The organism is Sphingopyxis sp. Root154, from assembly GCF_001427105.1.
Classification (GTDB): domain Bacteria; phylum Pseudomonadota; class Alphaproteobacteria; order Sphingomonadales; family Sphingomonadaceae; genus Sphingopyxis.
Genome location: NZ_LMGI01000001.1, coordinates 90,656 through 110,384, shown reverse-complemented (window position 1 = coordinate 110,384; position 19,729 = coordinate 90,656). Strand labels below are relative to the sequence as shown.

19 protein-coding genes and 1 tRNA gene are annotated in these 19,729 nt (G+C 64.3%); 8 read left to right on the top strand and 12 right to left on the bottom strand.

What is annotated here, in order from left to right:
• Positions 1-20: 20 nt before the first annotated feature.
• The 5 genes from ASD73_RS00490 to ASD73_RS00470 all read left to right on the top strand — a co-directional run bounded on the left by ASD73_RS00490 (position 21) and on the right by ASD73_RS00470 (position 4,472).
• Positions 21-482 (top strand): hypothetical protein, encoded by a 462-nt coding sequence (locus ASD73_RS00490; RefSeq protein ID WP_056370082.1) that lies wholly within the window; start codon positions 21-23, stop codon positions 480-482.
• An 87-nt stretch (positions 483-569) separates the two neighbouring features.
• Positions 570-3,233, top strand: a complete 2,664-nt coding sequence (gene ppdK, locus ASD73_RS00485) for a pyruvate, phosphate dikinase (RefSeq protein ID WP_056370084.1) — start codon at positions 570-572, stop codon at positions 3,231-3,233.
• 13 nt (positions 3,234-3,246) lie between these two features.
• Entirely contained in the window at positions 3,247-3,822 is a 576-nt protein-coding gene (locus ASD73_RS00480) for a DUF1214 domain-containing protein (RefSeq protein ID WP_056370086.1), read from the top strand.
• Position 3,823: 1 nt separating this feature from the next.
• Complete coding sequence (locus ASD73_RS00475; protein WP_056370088.1) at positions 3,824-4,351, top strand: DUF1254 domain-containing protein; 528 nt, start codon at positions 3,824-3,826, stop codon at positions 4,349-4,351.
• A gap of 44 nt (positions 4,352-4,395) precedes the next feature.
• Positions 4,396-4,472, top strand: a tRNA-Arg gene (locus ASD73_RS00470).
• Positions 4,473-4,580: 108 nt separating this feature from the next.
• Here the strand turns inward: ASD73_RS00470 and ASD73_RS00465 are convergent.
• On the bottom strand, positions 4,581-4,799 hold the full coding sequence (locus ASD73_RS00465; protein WP_156377230.1) for a transcriptional regulator: 219 nt from the start codon (positions 4,797-4,799) through the stop codon (positions 4,581-4,583).
• A 168-nt stretch (positions 4,800-4,967) separates the two neighbouring features.
• On the opposite strand from ASD73_RS00465, the gene ASD73_RS23390 reads away from it, so the two are divergent.
• Together ASD73_RS23390 and ASD73_RS00460 are read left to right on the top strand one after the other, a co-directional pair.
• Positions 4,968-5,096: a hypothetical protein gene (locus ASD73_RS23390; RefSeq protein ID WP_268799815.1), complete on the top strand. Its 129-nt coding sequence runs from the start codon at positions 4,968-4,970 to the stop codon at positions 5,094-5,096.
• Between the two features lie 292 nt (positions 5,097-5,388).
• Entirely contained in the window at positions 5,389-5,673 is a 285-nt protein-coding gene (locus ASD73_RS00460; RefSeq protein ID WP_056370093.1) for a hypothetical protein, read from the top strand.
• Between the two features lie 503 nt (positions 5,674-6,176).
• Here the strand turns inward: ASD73_RS00460 and ASD73_RS22070 are convergent.
• A complete protein-coding gene (locus tag ASD73_RS22070; protein ID WP_082521263.1) occupies positions 6,177-6,857 on the bottom strand; it encodes a choice-of-anchor C family PEP-CTERM protein in 681 nt (226 codons plus the stop codon).
• Between the two features lie 290 nt (positions 6,858-7,147).
• Here ASD73_RS22070 and ASD73_RS23495 point away from each other — a divergent pair, with 290 nt between their 5' ends.
• Positions 7,148-7,501: an energy transducer TonB gene (locus ASD73_RS23495; RefSeq protein WP_082521262.1), complete on the top strand. Its 354-nt coding sequence runs from the start codon at positions 7,148-7,150 to the stop codon at positions 7,499-7,501.
• A gap of 205 nt (positions 7,502-7,706) precedes the next feature.
• On the opposite strand, the gene ASD73_RS00450 is transcribed toward ASD73_RS23495, so the two are convergent.
• From ASD73_RS00450 to ASD73_RS00410, 10 genes are all read right to left on the bottom strand, one after another.
• Positions 7,707-8,036 (bottom strand): hypothetical protein, encoded by a 330-nt coding sequence (locus ASD73_RS00450; protein WP_056370094.1) that lies wholly within the window; start codon positions 8,034-8,036, stop codon positions 7,707-7,709.
• A 354-nt stretch (positions 8,037-8,390) separates the two neighbouring features.
• Complete coding sequence (locus tag ASD73_RS23100; protein ID WP_156407312.1) at positions 8,391-8,768, bottom strand: hypothetical protein; 378 nt, start codon at positions 8,766-8,768, stop codon at positions 8,391-8,393.
• 51 nt (positions 8,769-8,819) lie between these two features.
• Positions 8,820-9,599: a uroporphyrinogen-III C-methyltransferase gene (cobA, locus tag ASD73_RS00445; protein WP_056370096.1), complete on the bottom strand. Its 780-nt coding sequence runs from the start codon at positions 9,597-9,599 to the stop codon at positions 8,820-8,822.
• Positions 9,589-12,186, bottom strand: coding sequence for a nitrate reductase (locus ASD73_RS00440; protein WP_056370099.1), 2,598 nt, complete (start codon positions 12,184-12,186; stop codon positions 9,589-9,591). The genes cobA and ASD73_RS00440 overlap by 11 nt, the downstream gene beginning before the upstream one ends.
• Positions 12,186-12,524 (bottom strand): nitrite reductase small subunit NirD, encoded by a 339-nt coding sequence (gene nirD, locus ASD73_RS00435; RefSeq protein ID WP_056370100.1) that lies wholly within the window; start codon positions 12,522-12,524, stop codon positions 12,186-12,188. Before nirD ends, ASD73_RS00440 begins: the two co-directional genes overlap by 1 nt.
• Complete coding sequence (nirB, locus tag ASD73_RS00430) at positions 12,521-14,998, bottom strand: nitrite reductase large subunit NirB (protein WP_056370103.1); 2,478 nt, start codon at positions 14,996-14,998, stop codon at positions 12,521-12,523. The genes nirD and nirB overlap by 4 nt, the downstream gene beginning before the upstream one ends.
• A complete protein-coding gene (locus ASD73_RS00425) occupies positions 14,998-16,200 on the bottom strand; it encodes an alginate export family protein (protein WP_056370105.1) in 1,203 nt (400 codons plus the stop codon). The genes nirB and ASD73_RS00425 overlap by 1 nt, the downstream gene beginning before the upstream one ends.
• Positions 16,201-16,203: 3 nt before the next feature.
• The gene (locus ASD73_RS00420) at positions 16,204-17,439 is read right to left on the bottom strand and encodes a nitrate/nitrite transporter (protein WP_056370107.1); all 1,236 of its coding nucleotides are present in this window, start codon (positions 17,437-17,439) and stop codon (positions 16,204-16,206) included.
• Positions 17,440-17,699: 260 nt separating this feature from the next.
• Positions 17,700-18,911 carry an ABC transporter substrate-binding protein gene (locus ASD73_RS00415; RefSeq protein ID WP_056370108.1) on the bottom strand — a complete coding sequence of 404 codons (1,212 nt, stop codon included), beginning with the start codon at positions 18,909-18,911 and terminating at the stop codon, positions 17,700-17,702.
• Positions 18,908-19,489, bottom strand: coding sequence for an ANTAR domain-containing response regulator (locus tag ASD73_RS00410; protein WP_056370110.1), 582 nt, complete (start codon positions 19,487-19,489; stop codon positions 18,908-18,910). The genes ASD73_RS00415 and ASD73_RS00410 overlap by 4 nt, the downstream gene beginning before the upstream one ends.
• Positions 19,490-19,729 lie beyond the last annotated feature (240 nt).

Genomic DNA, 19,729 nt, shown 5'->3' with positions numbered 1-19,729 from the left:
CGCGCGCGGGAAGGGGTGCCATGAACGAAACGCATCTCGTCTGGATTTTTGCGGTCGGTTTTCCGCTGTTCTTTGTCGCGATGTGGCTGCTGGTCACGCGCATCCTGTCGTTCGTGGGCTGGTCGAAATACCTGCCCGCCTTCGCATGGGATCGCCCGATCCCCGCCGATGCGGAGCGCTTTTCATGGGCGACCATGGTCATCGGGCGCTTTCCGGGCGGGGTCAGCTACAAGAATGCCATGAACGTCTGGCTCGACCAGCGCGGCATCTATCTTCGCCCGCCCGTCTTCTTCCGCCTGTTTCATCCGCCGCTGCACATCGGCTGGGACCAGATCGCGGCGATCGAGCCGCGCAAGGCGCTGTGGATCAAGGCCTGGTCGCTCGGCTTTCGCCGCGACGTGCCGATTTTGACCTTCGGCGGCGGCGCTGGGCAGGCGATTTTCAACTATTGGCAGGCTCGTCACGGAGGCAGGCCAGCCTGACATCGCTAAAGCAAAACTGAGTCGACCCGCGCGCGGATCGACCCTATTCCCCCGCCCACCTCCTCCCCGGGGCAGCAGGAGCATATGATGACGAATATGGTGCATTTGTTCGGCGGCGCGGCCACGACGGCCGAGCGCTCGAAGGAATTGCTGGGCGGCAAGGGGTCGAACCTCGCCGAAATGGCCTCGATCGGCCTGCCGGTGCCCCCGGGCTTTACGATCACCACCGACGTCTGCACCGCTTATTATGCGAATGGCGAGCAATTCCCCGCGGGCCTGATCGAAGAGGTTGCGGCGGGCATCGCGCACATCGAAGGCATCACCGGCAAGAAATTCGGCGACGCAGCCGATCCCTTGCTCGTCTCGGTCCGTTCGGGTGCGCGCGTGTCGATGCCGGGGATGATGGACACCGTCCTCAACCTCGGGCTCAACGACAAGACCGTCGTCGGCCTGTCTGACGCGTCGGGCGATCCGCGCTTCGCATGGGACAGCTATCGCCGTTTCGTCCAGATGTACGCCGACGTCGTCATGGGCCTCGACCATGCCGAGTTTGAGGAGGCGCTGGAAATCGCCAAGGAAGACAGGGGCTTCTACCTCGACACAGAGATGTCGGCTGAAGACTGGCAGGCGCTGGTCAAGGAATATCAGGCGATCGTAGAGCGCGAGACCGGCGCACCCTTCCCGCAAGAGCCGAACGAGCAGCTTTGGGGCGCCGTCGGCGCCGTCTTCGCGAGCTGGGAAAGCGACCGCGCGAAGGTCTATCGCCGCCTGAACTCGATCCCCGCCGAATGGGGCACCGCGGTCAATATCCAGGCGATGGTATTCGGCAATATGGGCGACACCTCGGCCACGGGTGTGGCGTTCACGCGCGACCCCGCGACCGGCGAGCGCGCCTGGTACGGCGAATGGCTGATCAATGCCCAAGGTGAAGATGTCGTCGCGGGCATCCGGACGCCGCAGTACCTCACTAAGATCGCGCGCGAGAAGGCGGGCGCCAAGCCGGCGTCGATGGAAGAGGCGATGCCCGAGACCTTCACCGAGCTCGGCCGCGTCTTCGACACGCTCGAAACCCATTATCGCGACATGCAGGACATCGAGTTCACCGTCGAACGCGGGACACTCTGGATGCTGCAAACGCGCTCGGGCAAGCGCACCGCCAAGGCGGCACTCAAGATCGCGGTCGATATGGCGGCCGAGGGGCTGATCTCGGAAGAAGAAGCCGTCGGCCGCGTCGATCCCGGCGCGCTCGACCAGCTGCTCCATCCCACGCTCGATCCCGACGCGCCGCGCGACGTACTGACGAAGGGGCTTCCTGCAAGCCCCGGTGCGGCGTCGGGCAAGATCATGTTCACCGCCGATGGCGCTGAAAAGGAAGCCGAAATGGGCGAGGCCGTGATCCTCGTTCGCGTCGAAACCAGCCCCGAGGACATTCACGGCATGCACGCCGCAAAGGGCATCCTGACCGCGCGCGGTGGCATGACGTCACACGCGGCGGTTGTGGCGCGCGGCATGGGGCGCCCGTGCGTCTCGGGCGCCGGCGGGCTGTCGATCGATGGCACGGAGCGCGTGCTGCGCGTCGGCGGGCGCGAACTGCGCGAAGGCGATATCCTGACCCTCGACGGCTCGACCGGCGAAGTGATGGCGGGCGAAGTCAAGACTTTGCTCCCCGAACTCGTCGGCGATTTCGGCACGCTGATGGTCTGGGCCGACAAGGTGCGACGCATGAAGGTGCGCGCCAACGCCGAAACGCCCCAAGACGCCCAAGTCGCGCGCGACTTCGGCGCCGAGGGCATCGGGCTCTGCCGCACCGAACATATGTTCTTCGACGCCGCGCGGATCACCGCGGTGCGCGAAATGATCCTCGCCGACAGCGAAGCCGGCCGCCGCGCCGCGCTCGCGAAGCTCCTCCCCGAGCAGCGCGGCGACTTTGCCGCGATCTTCGGCGTGATGGCGGGACTGCCCGTCACGATCCGCCTGCTCGACCCGCCGCTCCACGAATTCCTGCCGACGCGCGAGGAGGATTTCGCCGATGTCGCAGCGGCCGCGGGCGTGGGGATTGAGGCGCTCAAGGCGCGTGCGAACGAACTGCACGAATTCAACCCGATGCTCGGCCATCGCGGTTGCCGTCTCGGCGTTACCTATCCCGAAATCTACGAAATGCAGGCGCGTGCGATCTTCGAAGCGGCGTGCGACGTCGCCGCCGAAACCGGCGCGGCGCCGATCCCCGAGGTGATGATACCTTTGGTGGCGACGCGCCGCGAGTTCGACCTGATGAAGGCGGTCGTGGATGCGCAGGCAAAAGCAGTGTTCGCCGAAAAGGGCCGCGAGATTGCCTATCTGGTCGGTACGATGATCGAGCTGCCGCGCGCCGCGCTGATGGCGGGCGAGATCGCCGAGAGCGCCGAATTCTTCAGCTTCGGCACCAACGACCTTACGCAGACGACGATCGGCATCAGCCGCGACGACGCCGGGCGCTTCCTGACGCAATATGTCGACAAGGGCATCTTCCTGACCGACCCGTTCGTCAGCCTCGATGTCGAGGGTGTCGGGCAGTTGATCGAGATTGCCGCCGACCGCGGGCGCAAGACTCGCCCCGACGTCAAGCTCGGCATCTGCGGCGAGCATGGCGGCGACGCGCCGAGCATCCATTTCTGCGAAAAGACGGGCCTCGACTATGTCAGCGCCTCGCCTTACCGTGTTCCCATCGCCCGCCTCGCGGCCGCTCAGGCTGCGCTGAAAAAGGGCAAATAACGGGGGAACGCGGATGAAGAGCTGGCACCGCTATACGATCACTTTGGTGGGCGGATTGACGGTGGGGCTCGGCGCGGCATGGGCCATAACCGGCGGCGGGCTCAGTGGCGGCGCGATCGTCAATGGCCCGTGGACAACCTCGCTCGGCTTTGGAACCAAGGCGACCGATCCGGTGACCCGCGCGGCGGTGGCGCGCGCGGGCCTGCTTGCGCTTCCCGCAAAGGAAACCGTCTACTGGTCTTCGAAGACCGACGGCGCGGGCGCATTGCTCGACGGGAATTGCCGCTACAGCCTGTCGGGCACGCCGCTCGACGCGCGCTGGTGGAGCGTCACGATTTACGACACCAAGGGCTATTTGGTCGCCGGTCCCGCGAATATCTGGTCGGTGAACGGCGCGAATGTGGCGCTGGACGGCAAGGGGCAGTGGCGCGTCACCATCGCGCCGACAAAGCCCGCTAATGGCGCGTGGCTGCCCGGAACCAAGGGGCAACCCTTCCACCTGACCTTGCGCATGTACAACCCGGGTAAAGCCTTTCGCGCCGATCCCGAGAAAGCCGCGCTCCCGAAAATCGCGAAGGAGGGCTGCTGAGATGCGCAACTGGCTCGGCCCGCTCGCCTTCGGCCTGATCGTCGCGGTCGCTACTGCCTGGGCGGCGATCTGGGCGATTCCCTATGGCCTGATGAATGTCGCGATCGAGCGGCTGGGCCAAGGCGGCATCAATACGATGTCCTATGGCAACCTCGCGACTCCCGAGCGCCAGCCGGTCGTGCGGCCGAGCCCCGATCTCGCTTATTCGAGCTGTCCTTATGACCTGTCAAAAGGGCCGGTTGCGATCAACGTGGTGCCAACGCCCGGCCGCTACAGCTCGCTCAGCATCTTCGACGCCGCAACCGACGTGATTTTCGTGCGCAACGATGTCGAGGCGGGCGGCAAGCCGTTTCGAATCATCGTCGCGCGCGCGGGGCAGTCGGTGCCGAAAAGAGCCGAGGTCGTTCGCACGAACCACGATCATGGCATCGCGCTGATCCGTCTTTTGTTGAAAGAGCCCGCGGAAATCGGCGGGCTCGACGCGATCCGCCGCCAATCGTCGTGCGGAACGGTCACAAAGCTGAAATAGGGGGTTGCGCCCCCGCGCGACGGGTCTTAAAGGCGCCTCTCCACGCACCCGTAGCTCAGCTGGATAGAGCATCAGACTACGAATCTGAGGGTCGGACGTTCGAATCGTTCCGGGTGCGCCATAACTTCCTGAAATTGTGACATAATTTCACTCGGATTTCTCGGAGGGGAGTTTTGGCGTCTGGATCGGATGCCCTACATGCACGCTACATGCACGGGATCCTCGCCAGTCATTCCGGCACCGCTACTCCGACCTTGCCTGCTTTTTGTGTGAAGTGGCCGCCGGCGGTGGTGAGCACATCGCGCATCTTCGTGACTGACGTTTCCACAACGGTATCGCCGCGCTCGAAGCGGGCGACGGTCATGCGGTCGACGCGGGCGTTGCGCGCAAGATCGTCGGTCGTCCATTTGAGCCCTACGCGGGCCATTTTCGATTGGGCTGGAGTCATCGTCTTGTCTCTTCGATCAAATCATGGGGAGGCCGAAGGAGGCAGCCTTGGCTTTTCTCGAACTGTACTTCGCTCAGCGAGCAATAGTCGGCGGCCATCTTGCGTGTCATCATCGCGGGCCAGAAGGGGATGCGCTCCAGGCGCGTGGTACCTCTTGAGGAAGTTCATGTGAGCCGGATTAAGGTCGAGCTTCGCATGCCGCCGCGGTCCGCATTCGACAATTTCGAGCGCGAGACCAAGGCGCGGCTGCAAGGCGGCATCGCTCAACGCGACACAGATTGCGGCGGGGCGGGCTAGGTTTAAGATACAGGCCATGCGCGGCGCCGGGCTGGGCCGCCTGAACAATGCCATCGGAAATGGCGGTGACCGGGGGCAAGCGTGATGCGGTGCGCAGTTCGAGGCCCGGGTGGTCGGCGTCGGGCTGGGTGCACGTCCGTAGCAAGTCGGACCGCACGGGGCGATCGAGGCTTATACAGCCGGCGCTGAGATCTCGCCTCGCCGTGGTCGCTGGCTTTGGATTCCGACAGATGACATTCCCGCTCGGGTCGGCAAGCGGAGCATCCCGCCTGAGAATTATTCGCGGCTGGGGTTGGCAACCAAGATCGGGCCGCCAGTCTTCGTGCTTTCTCCGGGCGGTCAGGCTCTGCTCGTGGTCCAGGGTGCGAACCTGAACGGGTCGGGTAAGTCGCGGTCGGCCAAATCGCTGCAGAAGGATAGCAGGCTGCGGAAGGGTCAGGTTGCGACGGAAACGATCGTCGCTTTCGTCGGTATCCGCCGCACGTCAAGACGAGCCCGCGTTGATGTGCCAGCGATAATGCGGGAGGCTGAGGCATCGCTGCCGGCGCTGATCGAGCAGCAATTAGCACGCCGTTGACTGGCGATGCTTAAAAGGACCCACCGGAGGTGAAGCCCTTCCGCCCTCTCGTTATGGCTACACAAGAGGAGCCCCTTCGGCCAGCATGAAGCTGGCTTCCGTGGGCGATTTTTATGAAATATAGGAGCGGCGTCAAGACAGGCGGCGCTTGCGGGACCAACCATTTGCGCCGCCCTGACCATGCCATTCGCGGGGAAAGGGCACGGCTGCGCGGATTTATACAGCACATTTGCCGTGCGGCCTACGAGAAGCCTCAGAGTGCAGCGGGTCGGGAACATGCGCGCATTATGAGCGTTTCTACATGACCCGCCGCTCAGTATGTTCTCTTGGCAGTCAAGGCGGCGGGGCCTCTTGGAACCCGCTCAAAACTGCCCCGCTTCGGCGGGGCCTACTTTGCCCGTGCTTATGACCGGAATGGGTGGATTGCGGAAGATGTGTTTGACAGCAAAACGCCGCCAGTCTTTAAGACCAGCGGCGCTGCAATTCATATTTATTCTGAGAGATCAGACCGCAAAGCGCACCGGCGTCTGTCCCATCTTCTCACCACGGCGACGACGCATCCCGAAGCCGATAGCGCCAAAGCCAACGAGCATCAGGGCCCAAGTTGCGGGTTCCGGAACGGCAGCGCTCACCGAAACCGAGTCAAGTGCAGCACCATAGAAGTTGCCTGCGCTAGGGTTGGAAGCGAAGCTTAACGTAGTCGTTGGGCCAGTGGCCGTGAAAGTGAAGTTCCAAGGCAGGTAGTTCATGTCATCACGGCTGCTACCCTTAATACCTAAAAAGGTCGCCGAGCCGATTAAGGAGCCATTGATTGCCGAGACTACACCAAATTTGGCCAGATCACCGCCATCCGGGTTTCCGGAAAGCCAATAGTCAACTGAATAGAGCTGTCCGGCGACGGTATCGAAGGTCTGTGAGATAGTCCCTGGGTTGTTACCAGCGAGATCGATGCTCGCCACACCATCCTTGGCTTGCCAGTAGCCATTGATGTAATCGACTGAGCCAGAAGCCACAGTCCAACCTGTAATGCAGTTGTTGCCCGCTGAGACCGTTGCAAAGCCCCCAGCACCGGCACCGCAGGTGCTGCTTTCAAAGCTTCCATTCACGAACGCAGCTGCCGCTGCGGGATCCGAGGCTAAAATAGCAAGTGGCGCGATCGCCGATGCAAGCATTTTTATTTTCATTACCCTGTCCCCAATGCGAATCGTTTGCTGTTAATTTTTAATTAACGCGGTTAATTTTCTAATGCCAGCCATCTAACGGCCACGTTTTTCGGAACCGTCCCAAATTGGAACAGTGCGGACCGATATCGTCGTGGCGCAATCCCGACCGAGAAGCGCTGACGGGTGGCAGTCGCTGTGTAGATTGGTGTAATTTTTAGGCGTCGGAATTTGGTCGCTTGTTACCATTCGCGACCGATCCGTGGTTCAAGCGGAAGACAGCGGCACTGGAAGCACCAGCGCTGAGATAGGGGATGACAATGATTCTGACCGCAATGATCTTCGCGCTTGCGGCACCCGCGTCGGCGCCAACCCCCATTCCTCGCAGGAGCCTTGAGCGTCCTGGTTCGGTGAAAACCCATCCTGTTACTTGGGTAACGATGGGGGATTATCCGATTAGCGCGCGAAGAGAGAAGCGCGAAGGCAGCGTCGAGTTTAAGGTGCGGTACGGTGCAGACGGATGGCCCGTCGGGTGCGAGATTGTTTCGTCGAGCGGCCACGACGATCTCGACGCGATGACATGCCAACTTGTCCAAGCCCGAGCCCGGTTCGGCCCCGGCAAAATGCTCAAGGCGAGGCGGTGGGCGGCACTTATCGGAACAAGGTGAACTGGCGCCTGCCGAAGCGCTAAATCGGCCCTTGCGGTCCGGCACGACCTAGAGAGGTTGCGATGCAAGAAAGGCCGCGCCAGTGGAGCACGGCCTTTCCGGCATTTTCATGCAGCCCCCTTGGCGTCCCTCGGTGGGGGGAGTGTCGCCACCCGGTAGTTCGCACTCGACCACTATGAGATATCGGCCATCCCACTGGCGCTGATCATGCCCAGTGTGGAGAGGTCTCGTCATCTTGCAAGTTCGACACCAGAGGCACCCAGGTCGCGTTCCAAGCTGCAATTTGTTCCACTGACGCAGGTGGTACGCCGCTTTCCATCAATTCGAATCCGCGGGCGTGGATACGGTCCTGTAGCTCGTTGACCAGATCGTTCTCTTGCCGGAGCCTCTCGAACGCATCGGCCTCGGGCCCGTCGCGCGCCACGACCCACTGCATCGTCTGAGCGTACGCCCATGAGCGAGCGCGGTGTTCGTTAAGTAAGACTTTGTCCGCCGGATCATCGCTGTTGATCAGATAATCGATCCATGCCGTCATAGCGGGAAGCATACCTGCAAGGAGGCGGCGAGAACAGGTCTACTCTGCCCGGCAATGAGGATTTGATGACGCCGCGAGGTGACGTGAAACAGCCGTTTCGCATTTAAGGAATGCAGGGGGCCGGAAAGGAATCTCGCAGGCAACAGCACCGTTGCGACGAGGGTCGCAAGAAATCATGCTTATTCGCAAGAAACGGCGGAAAACTGCGGAAAAATCTGCGGGTCCTACCTAGGGGATTTGAGATCCATATGCGCTGTGGAACCGCGAAAACGACATCAGCCACCGATTTCGGCACATTCGTCAGTAGAAGTCTGATTTTCCGCCCCAATCTCACCGCTTCACGTCGCGAAGTGTCTACCGCGCTGCTAAATTGGACTCGTGTCGCACAACTTCAGCCGCCCAATCTTTCACCCTGAATGCGAATTGCCCCGAACAGCCTGCAATTGAGGGCGCGCCAGGAACGCTAATACCACCTTCGTGTGCAATCTTGTTGCGACAGCGATAGGCCAACAAAATTTGGTCGAGGAAGTTTTCGGGTGCACCGGCGTGCAGGCCAAGCATATTCCGGCCGACGTGATCGCGTAGGTAGACGATGACACGGCCCAAATCATTGGATTGGGTGAGAGGTTTCCCGCCGCGCCCGGTTACAGGATTGCCAGCGTCATCGAGTATTGCGGTTGCTGCAGTAAGCACGCGTCGCTTGGCTGCGGCCTCTTTAAGCGACCACGCCATAAAAAGTTGGGTTTGTTCGTTTTGGTTGCGAGCACGATGTCGACATCGATGCTATATCGTTCTGTCCGCCTCAGTCGCAAGAATCTTTGCCGACATGGCAGGCATAACCGCAGCACCGATTAGGATAAGCGTCGGCGCGTCGTTCGCCAGCGCGCGCGTAGCAAGGCCGAGCAGGTCGAGGCGCGTCATGAGCCGCTGTTCGTCGGCGCGGCTGACGTTGCAGGCGATCATGACAGGCATATCCACCGGCATGCCTGCGCCGATGAGACCGCGGGCGATTTCAGGCCCCGCGTCGCGCCCCATATAGAAGGCAAGGGTCGATCCACAGCGGGCGAGCGAGTGCCAGTCGAGATCGAGCGCCGCGCCGCGGCGGCTGTGTGCGGTGACAAAGCGGACGTCGCGCGCGACGTCGCGGAGCGAGAGTGATATTTTGGCCGACGCTGCGACGGCGCTCGCCGCGGTAATGCCGGGGCAGACGAAAACCGGATAGCCGGCCATGTGCAAGGCGGCGATTTCCTCGGTCGAACGGCCGAATACCGAAGGATCGCCGCCTTTCAGTCGAACGACGCGCTTGCCTGCCGCGGCGGCGGCCACCAGCAGAGCGTCTATCTCCTGCTGATTCCTCGAATGGCGACCCGAACGCTTGCCGACGCTGACGCGTTCGACCCCCGCCGGGATGAGATCGAGAATTGCAGGGCCGACGAGGGCGTCATGGAATATGATGTCGGCGTGTTCGATGAGCCGGATCGCCTTGTGCGTCAAAAGCTCGGGATCGCCGGGCCCGGCACCCACGAGCCAGACGGTGCCTGGCGGAAAATCGTCAGGTTGCATCGCTCGCCTCCTCTGCCAATATGCGGGCGAGCGCCGGGCGGCACGATCCGCAGTTGGTTCCCGCGCTGATCGCACCGCCGATTGCGGCGACGTCGGCGAGTTGCTGGTCGCGGATGGCCGCGGCGATCGTCTTCAATCCGATATCGAAGCAGACGCAAATGATCGGGCCGCGGTCGGCCTGGACGCCCGGTGCCCGGCCGGCGAGCAGCGTGGGTGCGATTTCGGGGGCGCCGAGTTGTGCGATCAGCCAGTCCCGCGGCGGCAATTCACCGCTCTCCGTAACGAACAGCGCGCCTGCGAGGCGCCCTCCGGAGACGACCGCGACGCGGCGTGTCCCGCGCGCCCTGTCGTGCGCCTCGATCCGTTCTCCGCGCGGGAGCAGCGCTTCGATGCGCTTGAGGTCGCCGTTGCCGGCGAGTTCCCAGAGCACCCCCGCCGGCACCGCGACGCGGGTCGCCCACAGGCAGGCGGGCCGTTCGTCGAGTTCGTTCGCGAGCAACAGGAAACCCCGCCATTTCGTCGCGACCGGCGCGATCGCGGCGGGGGTCCGTTTGAAGCCCGGCTGCCCCGACACGGGGTCGACGAGCGGGCGCGGGAGGAGCCCGGTGCGACCGCCGCTCGAGGTTCGGTCGGTCCAGTGGATCGGGACGAACAGCTCGCCGGGGCGCTGGCCTTCCGAAACGACGGTGCGATAGACGCTATCGCCCTGCGGGGTTTCGACGCGCGCGAGTCCGCCGTCGGCAAGCCCGAGCCGCGCGGCGTCATCGGGATGCACCTCGACCAGCGGCTCCTCGCGGTGGCGCGCGAGCTTGGGCGCGAGGCCCGTGCGCGTCATCGTATGCCACTGATCGCGATAGCGGCCGGTGTTGAGCGTCAACGGCCATTTCGTAAGCGGTTCGGGTAGGGGCTTTTGGGCGATGGATACCAGCCGCGCGCGGCCGTCGCCGGTCGGATAGGTGCCATCGGCAAAGACGTGCTCGCCGCCCCAGCGAAAGGGCAAGATGTCATCATAGGCGGCATTGCCGCCCTGTGCGGCGCCGGGGAGCGCGAAGAGGCGCGCGCCGTCATTGTCATAGGTCGACAGGCGGCAATGCTCGCGCCAGATGTCGGCCGGACGGTCATAGGTGAAGGCGGTCTTCCAGCCCATGCGCCGCGCGACCTCCTTGACGATCCACCAGTCGGGCATCGCCTCGCCGGGCAGCGGAAACAGCGCGCGCTGGCGGCTGATCGTGCGGTCGCTGTTGGTGACCGTGCCATCCTTTTCGCCCCACGCAGCGGCGGGCAGGCGGACATGCGCGAAGGCGCCGGTGTCGGTCTTTTCGATCACGTCGCTGACGACGACGAATGGGCAGGCGGCGAGGGCTTCGCGCACGCGGCCCGCGTCGGGCATCGACACCGCGGGGTTGGTCGCCATCACCCACAGCGCCTTGATGCGCCCCTCGCCGACCGCGCGGAACAGGTCGACTGCCTTCAGGCCCGGCTTTTCCGCCATCGCCGGCGCGGCCCAGAAACGCTGGACGCGGTCGCGGTTCTCGGGCGCGAAATCCATATGCGCGGCGAGGGTCGAGGCGAGCCCGCCGACCTCGCGCCCGCCCATCGCGTTGGGCTGGCCTGTGATCGAGAAGGGCGCCGCTCCGGGCTTGCCGATGCGTCCGGTCGCGAGATGGAGGTTGGTTATCGCGTTCACTTGGTCGGTGCCCGACGTCGACTGGTTGATCCCCTGGCTGAACATCGTCACCGTGCGCGGGGTTGCGGCGAACAGTTCATAGAAACGCCTGAGGTCGGCGACGGGCACGTCGCACGCGCGCGCCACCGACCACAGGTCATTCCCCTCTCCAAGTTCATCCCAGAAGCTGTCGGGCACCGCGACATGCGCGGCGAGATAGCCGTCGTCGAGCGCGCCCGCCTCGCGGCACCATTGCAGCAGGCCGTTCATCAACGCGACGTCGCTGCCGGGGCGGATCGCGAGATGCAGATCGGCCTCTTCGGCAGTCTCGGTGCGACGCGGGTCGATGACGACAAGCTTTGCCCCGGCCTCGCAGCGTGCGCGGATGCGTTGATAGACGATCGGATGGCACCAGGCGGTGTTCGATCCGACGAGGATGATCAGGTCGGCGGCATCGAGGTCGTTATAGGTCGCGGGGACGATATCTTCGCCGAACGCGCGCGTGTGGCCCGAGACTGCGCTCGACATGCAGAGCCGCGAGTTGGTGTCGATATTCGCGGTGCCGATGAAGCCTTTCATCAGCTTGTTGGCGACATAATAATCCTCGGTGAGCAATTGCCCCGAGACGTAGAAGGCGACGCTGTTCGGGCCGTGGCGCGCGATGGTTTCCTTGAACCGCTTTGCGACGAGGTCGAGCGCCTTGCCCCAGTTGGCGCGCTTCCTTCCGATCATGGGCGCGAGCAGGCGGCCTTCGAGCCCGACGGTTTCGCCCAGATGCGTGCCCTTCGAGCAGAGCCTGCCCCTGTTGGCAGGATGGTCGGGATCGCCCGCGATTTCGACCGCCCGTTCGCCCGTCACCGTCGCGCGGATACCGCAGCCAACGCCGCAATAGGCGCAGGTGGTGCGGACGGCTGCGTTCATCAGGCCGCGGCCTTCAAAGTGCTCGCGCGGCAGATGAGGACGCGGCCGCCGTCGATCTTCACGGGCACGGTAGGGGTGCAGCCCTTGTCCTCGCCGAGCGCTTCGCCGGTCGACAGCGAAATCCGCCAATTGTGGAGCGGGCAGGCGACCGCGCCGCCGTGGACGATGCCCTGGCTCAGCCGACCGTGCTTGTGCGGGCAACGGTCGAGCAGCGCGAACACCTTGCCCTCGGCGGTGCGGAAGACCGCAATGTCGTCGCCGCCTTCGACCTGTACCGTGCGGCTGCCGCGTACTGGAATCTGGTCGACCCAGCCGATGTCGAGCCATTCTGCGGTCATGCGAGTTCCTCCTGGGGGGTAAAGCGCGCCATCGGCGCATGATGCTCGGCCTCGGCACCCTCGGCGCGCTGCGCCCACGGATCGTCCTGCGAAAAGCTTTGCGAATAGAGGAAGCGTGCGCGCAGCGCCTCGCGGCCTGCCGGATCGTCGACGATCCGCGCGGTGATATGTGCCAGCCCGACGCGCTCGATCCACGGCGCGGTGCGCTCGAGATAGCGGGCTTCCTCGCGGTAGAGCTGGATGAAGGCGGCGCAATAGTCCATCGCCTCCTGCTCGGTCGCGACCTTGCAGAGCAGGTCGGTCACGCGGACGTGCATGCCGCCATTCCCCCCGACGTGCAGCTCGTAACCGCTGTCAACGCAGACGATGCCGAAATCCTTGATCGTCGCCTCGGCGCAGTTGCGTGGGCAGCCCGACACCGCGATCTTGAACTTGTGCGGCATCCAGCTGCCCCAGCTCATCCGCTCGATCTTGACGCCGAGCCCGGTCGAATCCTGCGTGCCGAAGCGGCACCATTCGGACCCGACGCAGGTCTTCACCGTGCGCAGCGATTTGCCATAAGCGTGCCCTGACACCATCCCGGCGGCATTGAGGTCGGCCCAGACCGCGGGAAGATCCTCTTTCCTGATCCCGAAGATGTCGAGTCGCTGGCCGCCGGTCACCTTGACCATCGGCGCATTGAACTTCTCGACGACATCGGCGATCGCGCGCAACTCGGTCGGGTTGGTGAGCCCGCCCCACATGCGCGGCACGACCGAATAGGTGCCGTCCTTCTGGATGTTGGCGTGCATCCGCTCGTTGACGAAGCGGCTCTGCTGGTCGTCGACATAGTCGCAGGGCAGCGCGCAGAGCAGATAATAATTGAGCGCCGGGCGGCAAGACGAACAACCGTCGGGGGTCGTCCAGTGCAGCTTTTGCATCACCTCGGGGATCGAGCGCATGCCCTGCGCGACGATCTCGCGGCGAACGTCGTCGTGGCCGAAGCTCGTGCATTTGCACATCGTCTTCGGGCCCGCCTGCACCTCGTCGCCGAGCGTCAGCGCGAGGAGATTCTCGACGAGTCCGGTGCAGCTGCCGCAGCTCGCCGACGCCTTGCAGGTGCCGCGTACCGCATCGAGGCTGCGCGCGCCCTTGGCGATGCACGAGACGACCTGGCCTTTAGTGACGCCGTTGCAGCCGCAGATCTCAGCATCGTCCGAGAGCGCCGCAACGGCCGCCTTAGGGTCCGCCGCGCCCCCTCCTGAGGCGAAGGACTGGCCGAAGATCAGCAGGTCGCGAAGCTCGGAGACATCCTCCTGCTTCTTGAGCAGGTCGAAATACCAGCTGCCGTCGGCGGTATCGCCATAGAGCACCGCGCCGACAATCCGGTCGTCCTTGACGATCACGCGCTTGTAGACACCGCGGCTCGCGTCGCGCAGCACGATGTCTTCGCACCCGTCGCCGCCCGAAAAATCGCCCGCGGAAAACACGTCGATTCCCGATACCTTGAGCTTGGTCGAGGTCACCGATCCGCGATAGCCCGTCGGCTGTTCGACGAGCCCGTCGGCGAGGCTACGGCACATGTCCCACAGCGGCGCGACGAGGCCATAGACCTGCCCGTCATGCTCGACGCATTCGCCGACCGCGAGCACGGCGGGATCGCTCGTCACCATATGGTCGTCGACCTGGATGCCGCGCCCGACCGCGAGGCCCGCGTCGCGCGCGAGCGCAACCGAGGGACGGATGCCGACCGCCATCACGACGAGGCTGGCGGGAATTAGCGTCCCGTCCTTGAGTTTTACCCCCTCGACCTTGCCGTCGCCCACGATCTCGGCGGTGTCGGCGCCGGTCAAGATCGTCTGGCCGCGGCCTTCCAATGCCTGCTTGAGCAGCCAGCCCGCCGCCTCGTCGAGCTGGCGTTCCATCAAGGTCGGCATCAGGTGGATGACGGTGACCTTCATCCCGCGGAGCGAAAGCCCGTGCGCGGCTTCGAGCCCGAGCAGCCCGCCGCCGATGACGACCGCATCGCCGCCCGCATCCGCGGCCGCGAGCATTGTGTCGACATCGTCCATGTCGCGAAACGCGATCACCCCGGGCAGGTCCTTGCCCGGCACCGGGATGATGAAGGGATCGGAGCCGGTCGCGATCAGCAGCCGGTCATAGCTTTCGGTCTCGCCGCCGCGCGTCGTCACCGTCTTTGTACCGCGGTCGATTGCAACCACCGGGTCGCCTGCGACCAGCGCAATGCCGTTCGCCGCATACCATTCGGCGTCGTTGATGACGATGTCGTCGAAGCTCTTCTCGCCCGCGAGCACGGGGGACAGCATGATGCGGTTGTAATTGACCCGCGGCTCGGCGCCGAAAATCGTCACGCGGTAGCGGGCAGCATCGCGCGCGAGCAGCTCCTCGACCGCGCGGCAGCCGGCCATGCCGTTGCCGATCACGACCAGATGGTCGCGCGTGTCGCCCTCGGGCTTGAGGGGGTGGTGTTTCATCAAAGCATCCAGTCCAGTTGCAGCCAGAATTTGTCGGTATCGGTGGCGAAAGTGTCGGCCTTGTAATGCGCGTAGCGGGCGGCCGCGGTGACCTTGCCGAGCTTCGCGCTCGCGAGCAGATTGATTTCGTCGCCATAGGAGCGGCTCGCGCGGTCGCTGCGATAGTCGTGGTACGCGGCTTGCAGCGTCACGGCCTTGAGCGGTCCGACAGCCTTCCAGTTCCAGCCCACGCTTGCATACAGGTCGCGCACGCCGTCGGGCGGGGTGGTGAGGAATTTGTCGGTCCAGCCCTGGAATTTGAAACCCGTCGCGAGCGGGGTCTGGAAGCTGGTGAGCGCGGCCCCGTCGTCGGCGCCGAGTATCTCGTACCCGACGCCGACCCGGGGGCCTCCAAGATCGACAGCTACGTCGGCGAGATAATAGTCGGCGCCGTAATTGTTCGGATTGCGGTGCCAGTCAGACTGGCGCGCGTAGCTCAGCTGGTAAGCGATCTTCGCCTTGCCGACGGCCTGCGACCCGTCGAGGCGAGCGCCATAGCTTTGGCTCGATATGCGAAAACCTTGCATCGCCGCCTCGTCCTGATCGACGAGATAGGCAAAGGTGGCGAGCTTGCCGATCGGGGTCTGCGCGCTGAGGTTGCCGAAGAGATTATCTCCCGACACCGCCTGTTGCCGCGCGCCCGTGCCGTCGATGCCCCAGATCGTCCGCACGCTCCACGCATAGGCGACGTCAGCCTTCACGCCCTTTACGAGCGTGACTTCGGCGCGCACGGCGTCGAAGCTCTGGCCGTTCTGGCGAAAGCCGACGCTGCCGACGAAACGCTCGTCGTCGAAGCCGAGCCGCTGCCGCCCCGCGGTGAGCGCGAAGGCGGGCGACGCATAGCGAATTTGCGCGCGGGTGAGGGCGATATTGTCGGGGTCGGCGATCAGCGGACGGGTGGCCGCTCCGTAGAGTCCGTCGAAATAGTCATCGACGATTGCCAGATTGCCTTGCCCCTCGACGAGCGCAGACCAGTTGCCCGCCTTGGCCTCGACCCCGGCGCGGACGCGCAGCGTCAGCGCCTCGGCATCGGTGGGCAGACTGTCCTGATCGACGCTCTCATAGCGCAGGCGCGCCTCGCCGATCGGCGTCAGGACGATATCCTGTGCTTGCGCCAATCCGGCGGGCGCGAGCGTGGCCAGGAAGATGAGCGTGCAAGTCATCGATCAGATCCGCACGCCTTCGGCGGCGCCCCAGGTCCGGCGCCACTGGCCCTTGACGAAGAGCAACGCGACGAGCGCGACCACCGCAAGTCCGGCGAAGATATAGAAGCCAGGGGCGAAGGTGCCCGCCCATTGCTTGGCGAAGCCGAGCGAGGAGGCGAGGTAGAAGCCGCCGATCCCGCCAGCCATACCTACGAGCCCGGTCATCACGCCGATTTCGGCTGAAAAGCGCTGCGGCACGAGTTGGAAGACCGAGCCATTCCCGGTGCCGAGCGCGAGCATCGCGATCACGAATAGGCCGAGCGCGGCAGGCAGCGTGTTCGCCTGGGGCACCCCGGCAATCGCCAGCGCCGCGACGACGAAGACCATCATCAGCGCTTTCACCCCGCCGATCCGGTCGGCGAGCGCGCCGCCCATCGGACGCACGAGCGATCCGGCGAAGACGCAGCCCGCAGTGCAATAACCTGCCATCACCGGGGTCAGGTGGAACTGGTCGGTGAAGTAGATCGGCAGCGACGCCGCGAGTCCGACGAAGCCGCCGAAGGTCACTGCGTAAAAGGCCATCAGCCACCAGGCGTCGGCGGTCTTGAGCGGCTCGAAATAATGGGCCAGCTTCTTCGGTGCCGGCGCGTTCGGCGCGTCCTTCGCCATCGCGAGATAGACGAAGAAGACGATGGTCAGCGGGATGCACGCGAGGCCGAGTACGGCGTTCCAGCCGAATAGTTTGGCGACACTGGGTGCGAAGAGCGCCGCGAGCACAACGCCTGAATTGCCCATGCCGGCGAGCCCCATCGCCTTGCCCTGATGTTCGGGCGGATACCAGCGGCTCGCGAGCGGCAGCGCGATCGCAAAGCTCGCGCCGGCGAAGCCGAGGATGATGCCCAGCGCCAGCGTGCCGGCAAAACTTGAAACCCCCATGGTCCATGCGGTGAACAGTCCGGCGATGACGATCAGCTGGCTGATCGCGCCCGCCCGCTTCGGACCGATCCGGTCGACGAGAAGGCCGTTGACGACGCGGAGCAACGCGCCTGCCAATGTCGGCACCGCGACCATCAACCCCTTTTGCGCGGGGGTGAGCCCCAGATCTTCGGAAATTGCGGGCGCCAGCGGCCCGAGGATGACCCACACCATGAAGGCGAGGTCGAAATAGAGAAAGGCCGCGAGCAGCGTTGGCCAGTGCCCGCTGGTCCAGAAGTTCGATTTTGCCCCGGCGCTGGCGCCGTTCATCATGTCCGTCATCGTCCGTCCCCTTGTGCGACGGGCAATAAAAAAGCCGCCAGGACGGCGGCCACGCGGGCGCATCCTGACGGCTTCATTGCCTGTTGGAGTGCGGGGAAAAGGCTCCCCACCTGCCGCGCGGACCGGCCCCGTCGTTGGAGCCGTAGCCGCTTTATCCTGCCCCGGCATCCTTGCCGAGTGCGTCAAGACTGCCTGATTCGCCCTATCGGCGCAACCGGTTATTTCGCAGGTGCAGCATAAAATTCGACACGTCGAAAAATCTATTTGAGATCAGCAAGATAGCCCTGAATGTCGTCGGGATCGAATGCGCGGCCATCGAAAAATCGGTCGCTGCCAAGGACAAGGCGGCCCTGAACCGACCCGGCGCCGAGGGGTTCGCCGATGCCGCCTTCGAGCTTTGAACTGGCGCCCGGAAGGGGCGCGCCGGACCCGGCCAATGCGGCGCGATAAATGTCGGGGCGGAACACCGCGCCTGCCGTGGCGGCGTCGGTCGCCGAATAGGTCACACCGTCCCAGCGGAGCATCTGCGAATAGAGCCACGCGGCCTGGCTGCGCCATGGGAAGTTGGCGGCTTCGCGATGCTGGAACATGAAATCGGGATAGTGGATCGGTTCGCCGCCGGGAACGAGGCGGATACGGTCGGTGATCGCGCGCAGTATCGCATCGCGCGGTGCGCCGAGATATTCGGACCGCGCCAATATGTCGGCGCTTTCCTCGGCGGTGCCGGGCTCGACGAAATGGGCGGCTGCGGCGTGGAGCGCACGCAGCAACGCCTCGACTGCATCGCGCCGTTCATCGGCGATGGCCTCGCGCATCGCGAGGACTTTTTCGACGCCGCGGCGCCATATTTGTGCCGTGGCGAGCGCGATATGGCCGACGCCGCGTTCGACCGCGATCGAATTCCACGGCTCGCCGACGCAGATGCCATCGACTTCGCCCGCCGCCAGCGCATCGGCGGCAAAGGGCGGGCTGGTGACGACGATGTCAACATGGGTGTCGGGGCGGATGCCCACGCCCGCGAGCCAATAGCGAAGCATATAATTATGGCTGGAGTAGCGATGCACGACGCCAAAGCGCAGAGGCCTTCCCGCTATTTTTCGCGCTGCCGCCACGCGCCGCAGCGCCGCGCCGATGGTCGCCGGATCGCCGAGCGTTTCGCCAAGCCCCACATCCCTTGCGAGCTGGGTCGAAAAGGTCACCGCATTGCCGTTGAGCCCGAGCACGAAAGGCACCGCCATCGGCACCGCCGGCCGGTCGCGGCCGAGCGCGGTGGCGATCGCGAGCGGCGCGATCATATGCGCCGCGTCGGTGTGGCCATAGAGCAGCCGGTCGCGCACCGTCGCCCACGTCATGTCGCGGACCAGTTCGATGCTGATCCCTTCCCGCGCCGCAAAGCCCAGTTCGTGCGCGAGGATCGGCAGCGCGGCGTCGACCAGCGGCAGGAAACCGATACGAAATGTCTCGGCGCTCATTCCATGTCTCCCAGGAGCGCGTCGCTCGTGACGATCGCTTCGGCGATCTCGGCGATCCGGCGGTTGGTGCGCATCGCCTGGCCCCGCAGAAGCGCGTAGGCGGCGGGCTCATCGATTGCGCGGCGTTTCATCAGGATCGCCTTGGCGCGATCGATCGCCGTGCGCTCCGCCAGCGCATTTTTGGCTTCGTCGAGTTCGCGCTGGAGCCGCGAAAAGGCTTGGAAACGTCGCACCGCGAGATCGATGACGGGCTTGATCCGTTGCTTCGACAGGCCGTCGACGACATAGGCCGACACGCCCGCGTCGATCGCGGCGCCGGTTGCCTCGGTATCGCTCTGGTCGACGAACATCGCGATCGGCCGGGCCAGAGCGCGCGACATAGCGAAGAAATCCTCGAGCAGGTCGCGGCTGGGATTCTCAAGATTGACCAATATGACTTCGGGTTTCGCCGCTTCGATTTGCGCGACCAGCGCACCCGCCGGATCGATCAGCACCAGATCGTCGAGCCCCGCCTCGCGTAAACCATCGGAGATGATCGCCGCGCGCGTCGTGCTGGTGTCGATGATCGCGATCCGCATGGCCGCGCCTTTACGGCGTGGCGTTCGAAATCGCTAGTGGGATCGTGTTTCGAGCATCCAAGCGAACATATCGCGCCCGGATTCTGACATTTTCAACCACGAATGGACAGTCGGCAAGCAGCACGAACCGATCTTTTGGAGTGCAGCAACTGTGCTGCCCGGCTATCCTCGGCACTGCCTAACTGACAAGGAACTCCGCGCTTCTCGACGGCTGCTTGTCCCTGTTGACCGCGCAAAAAG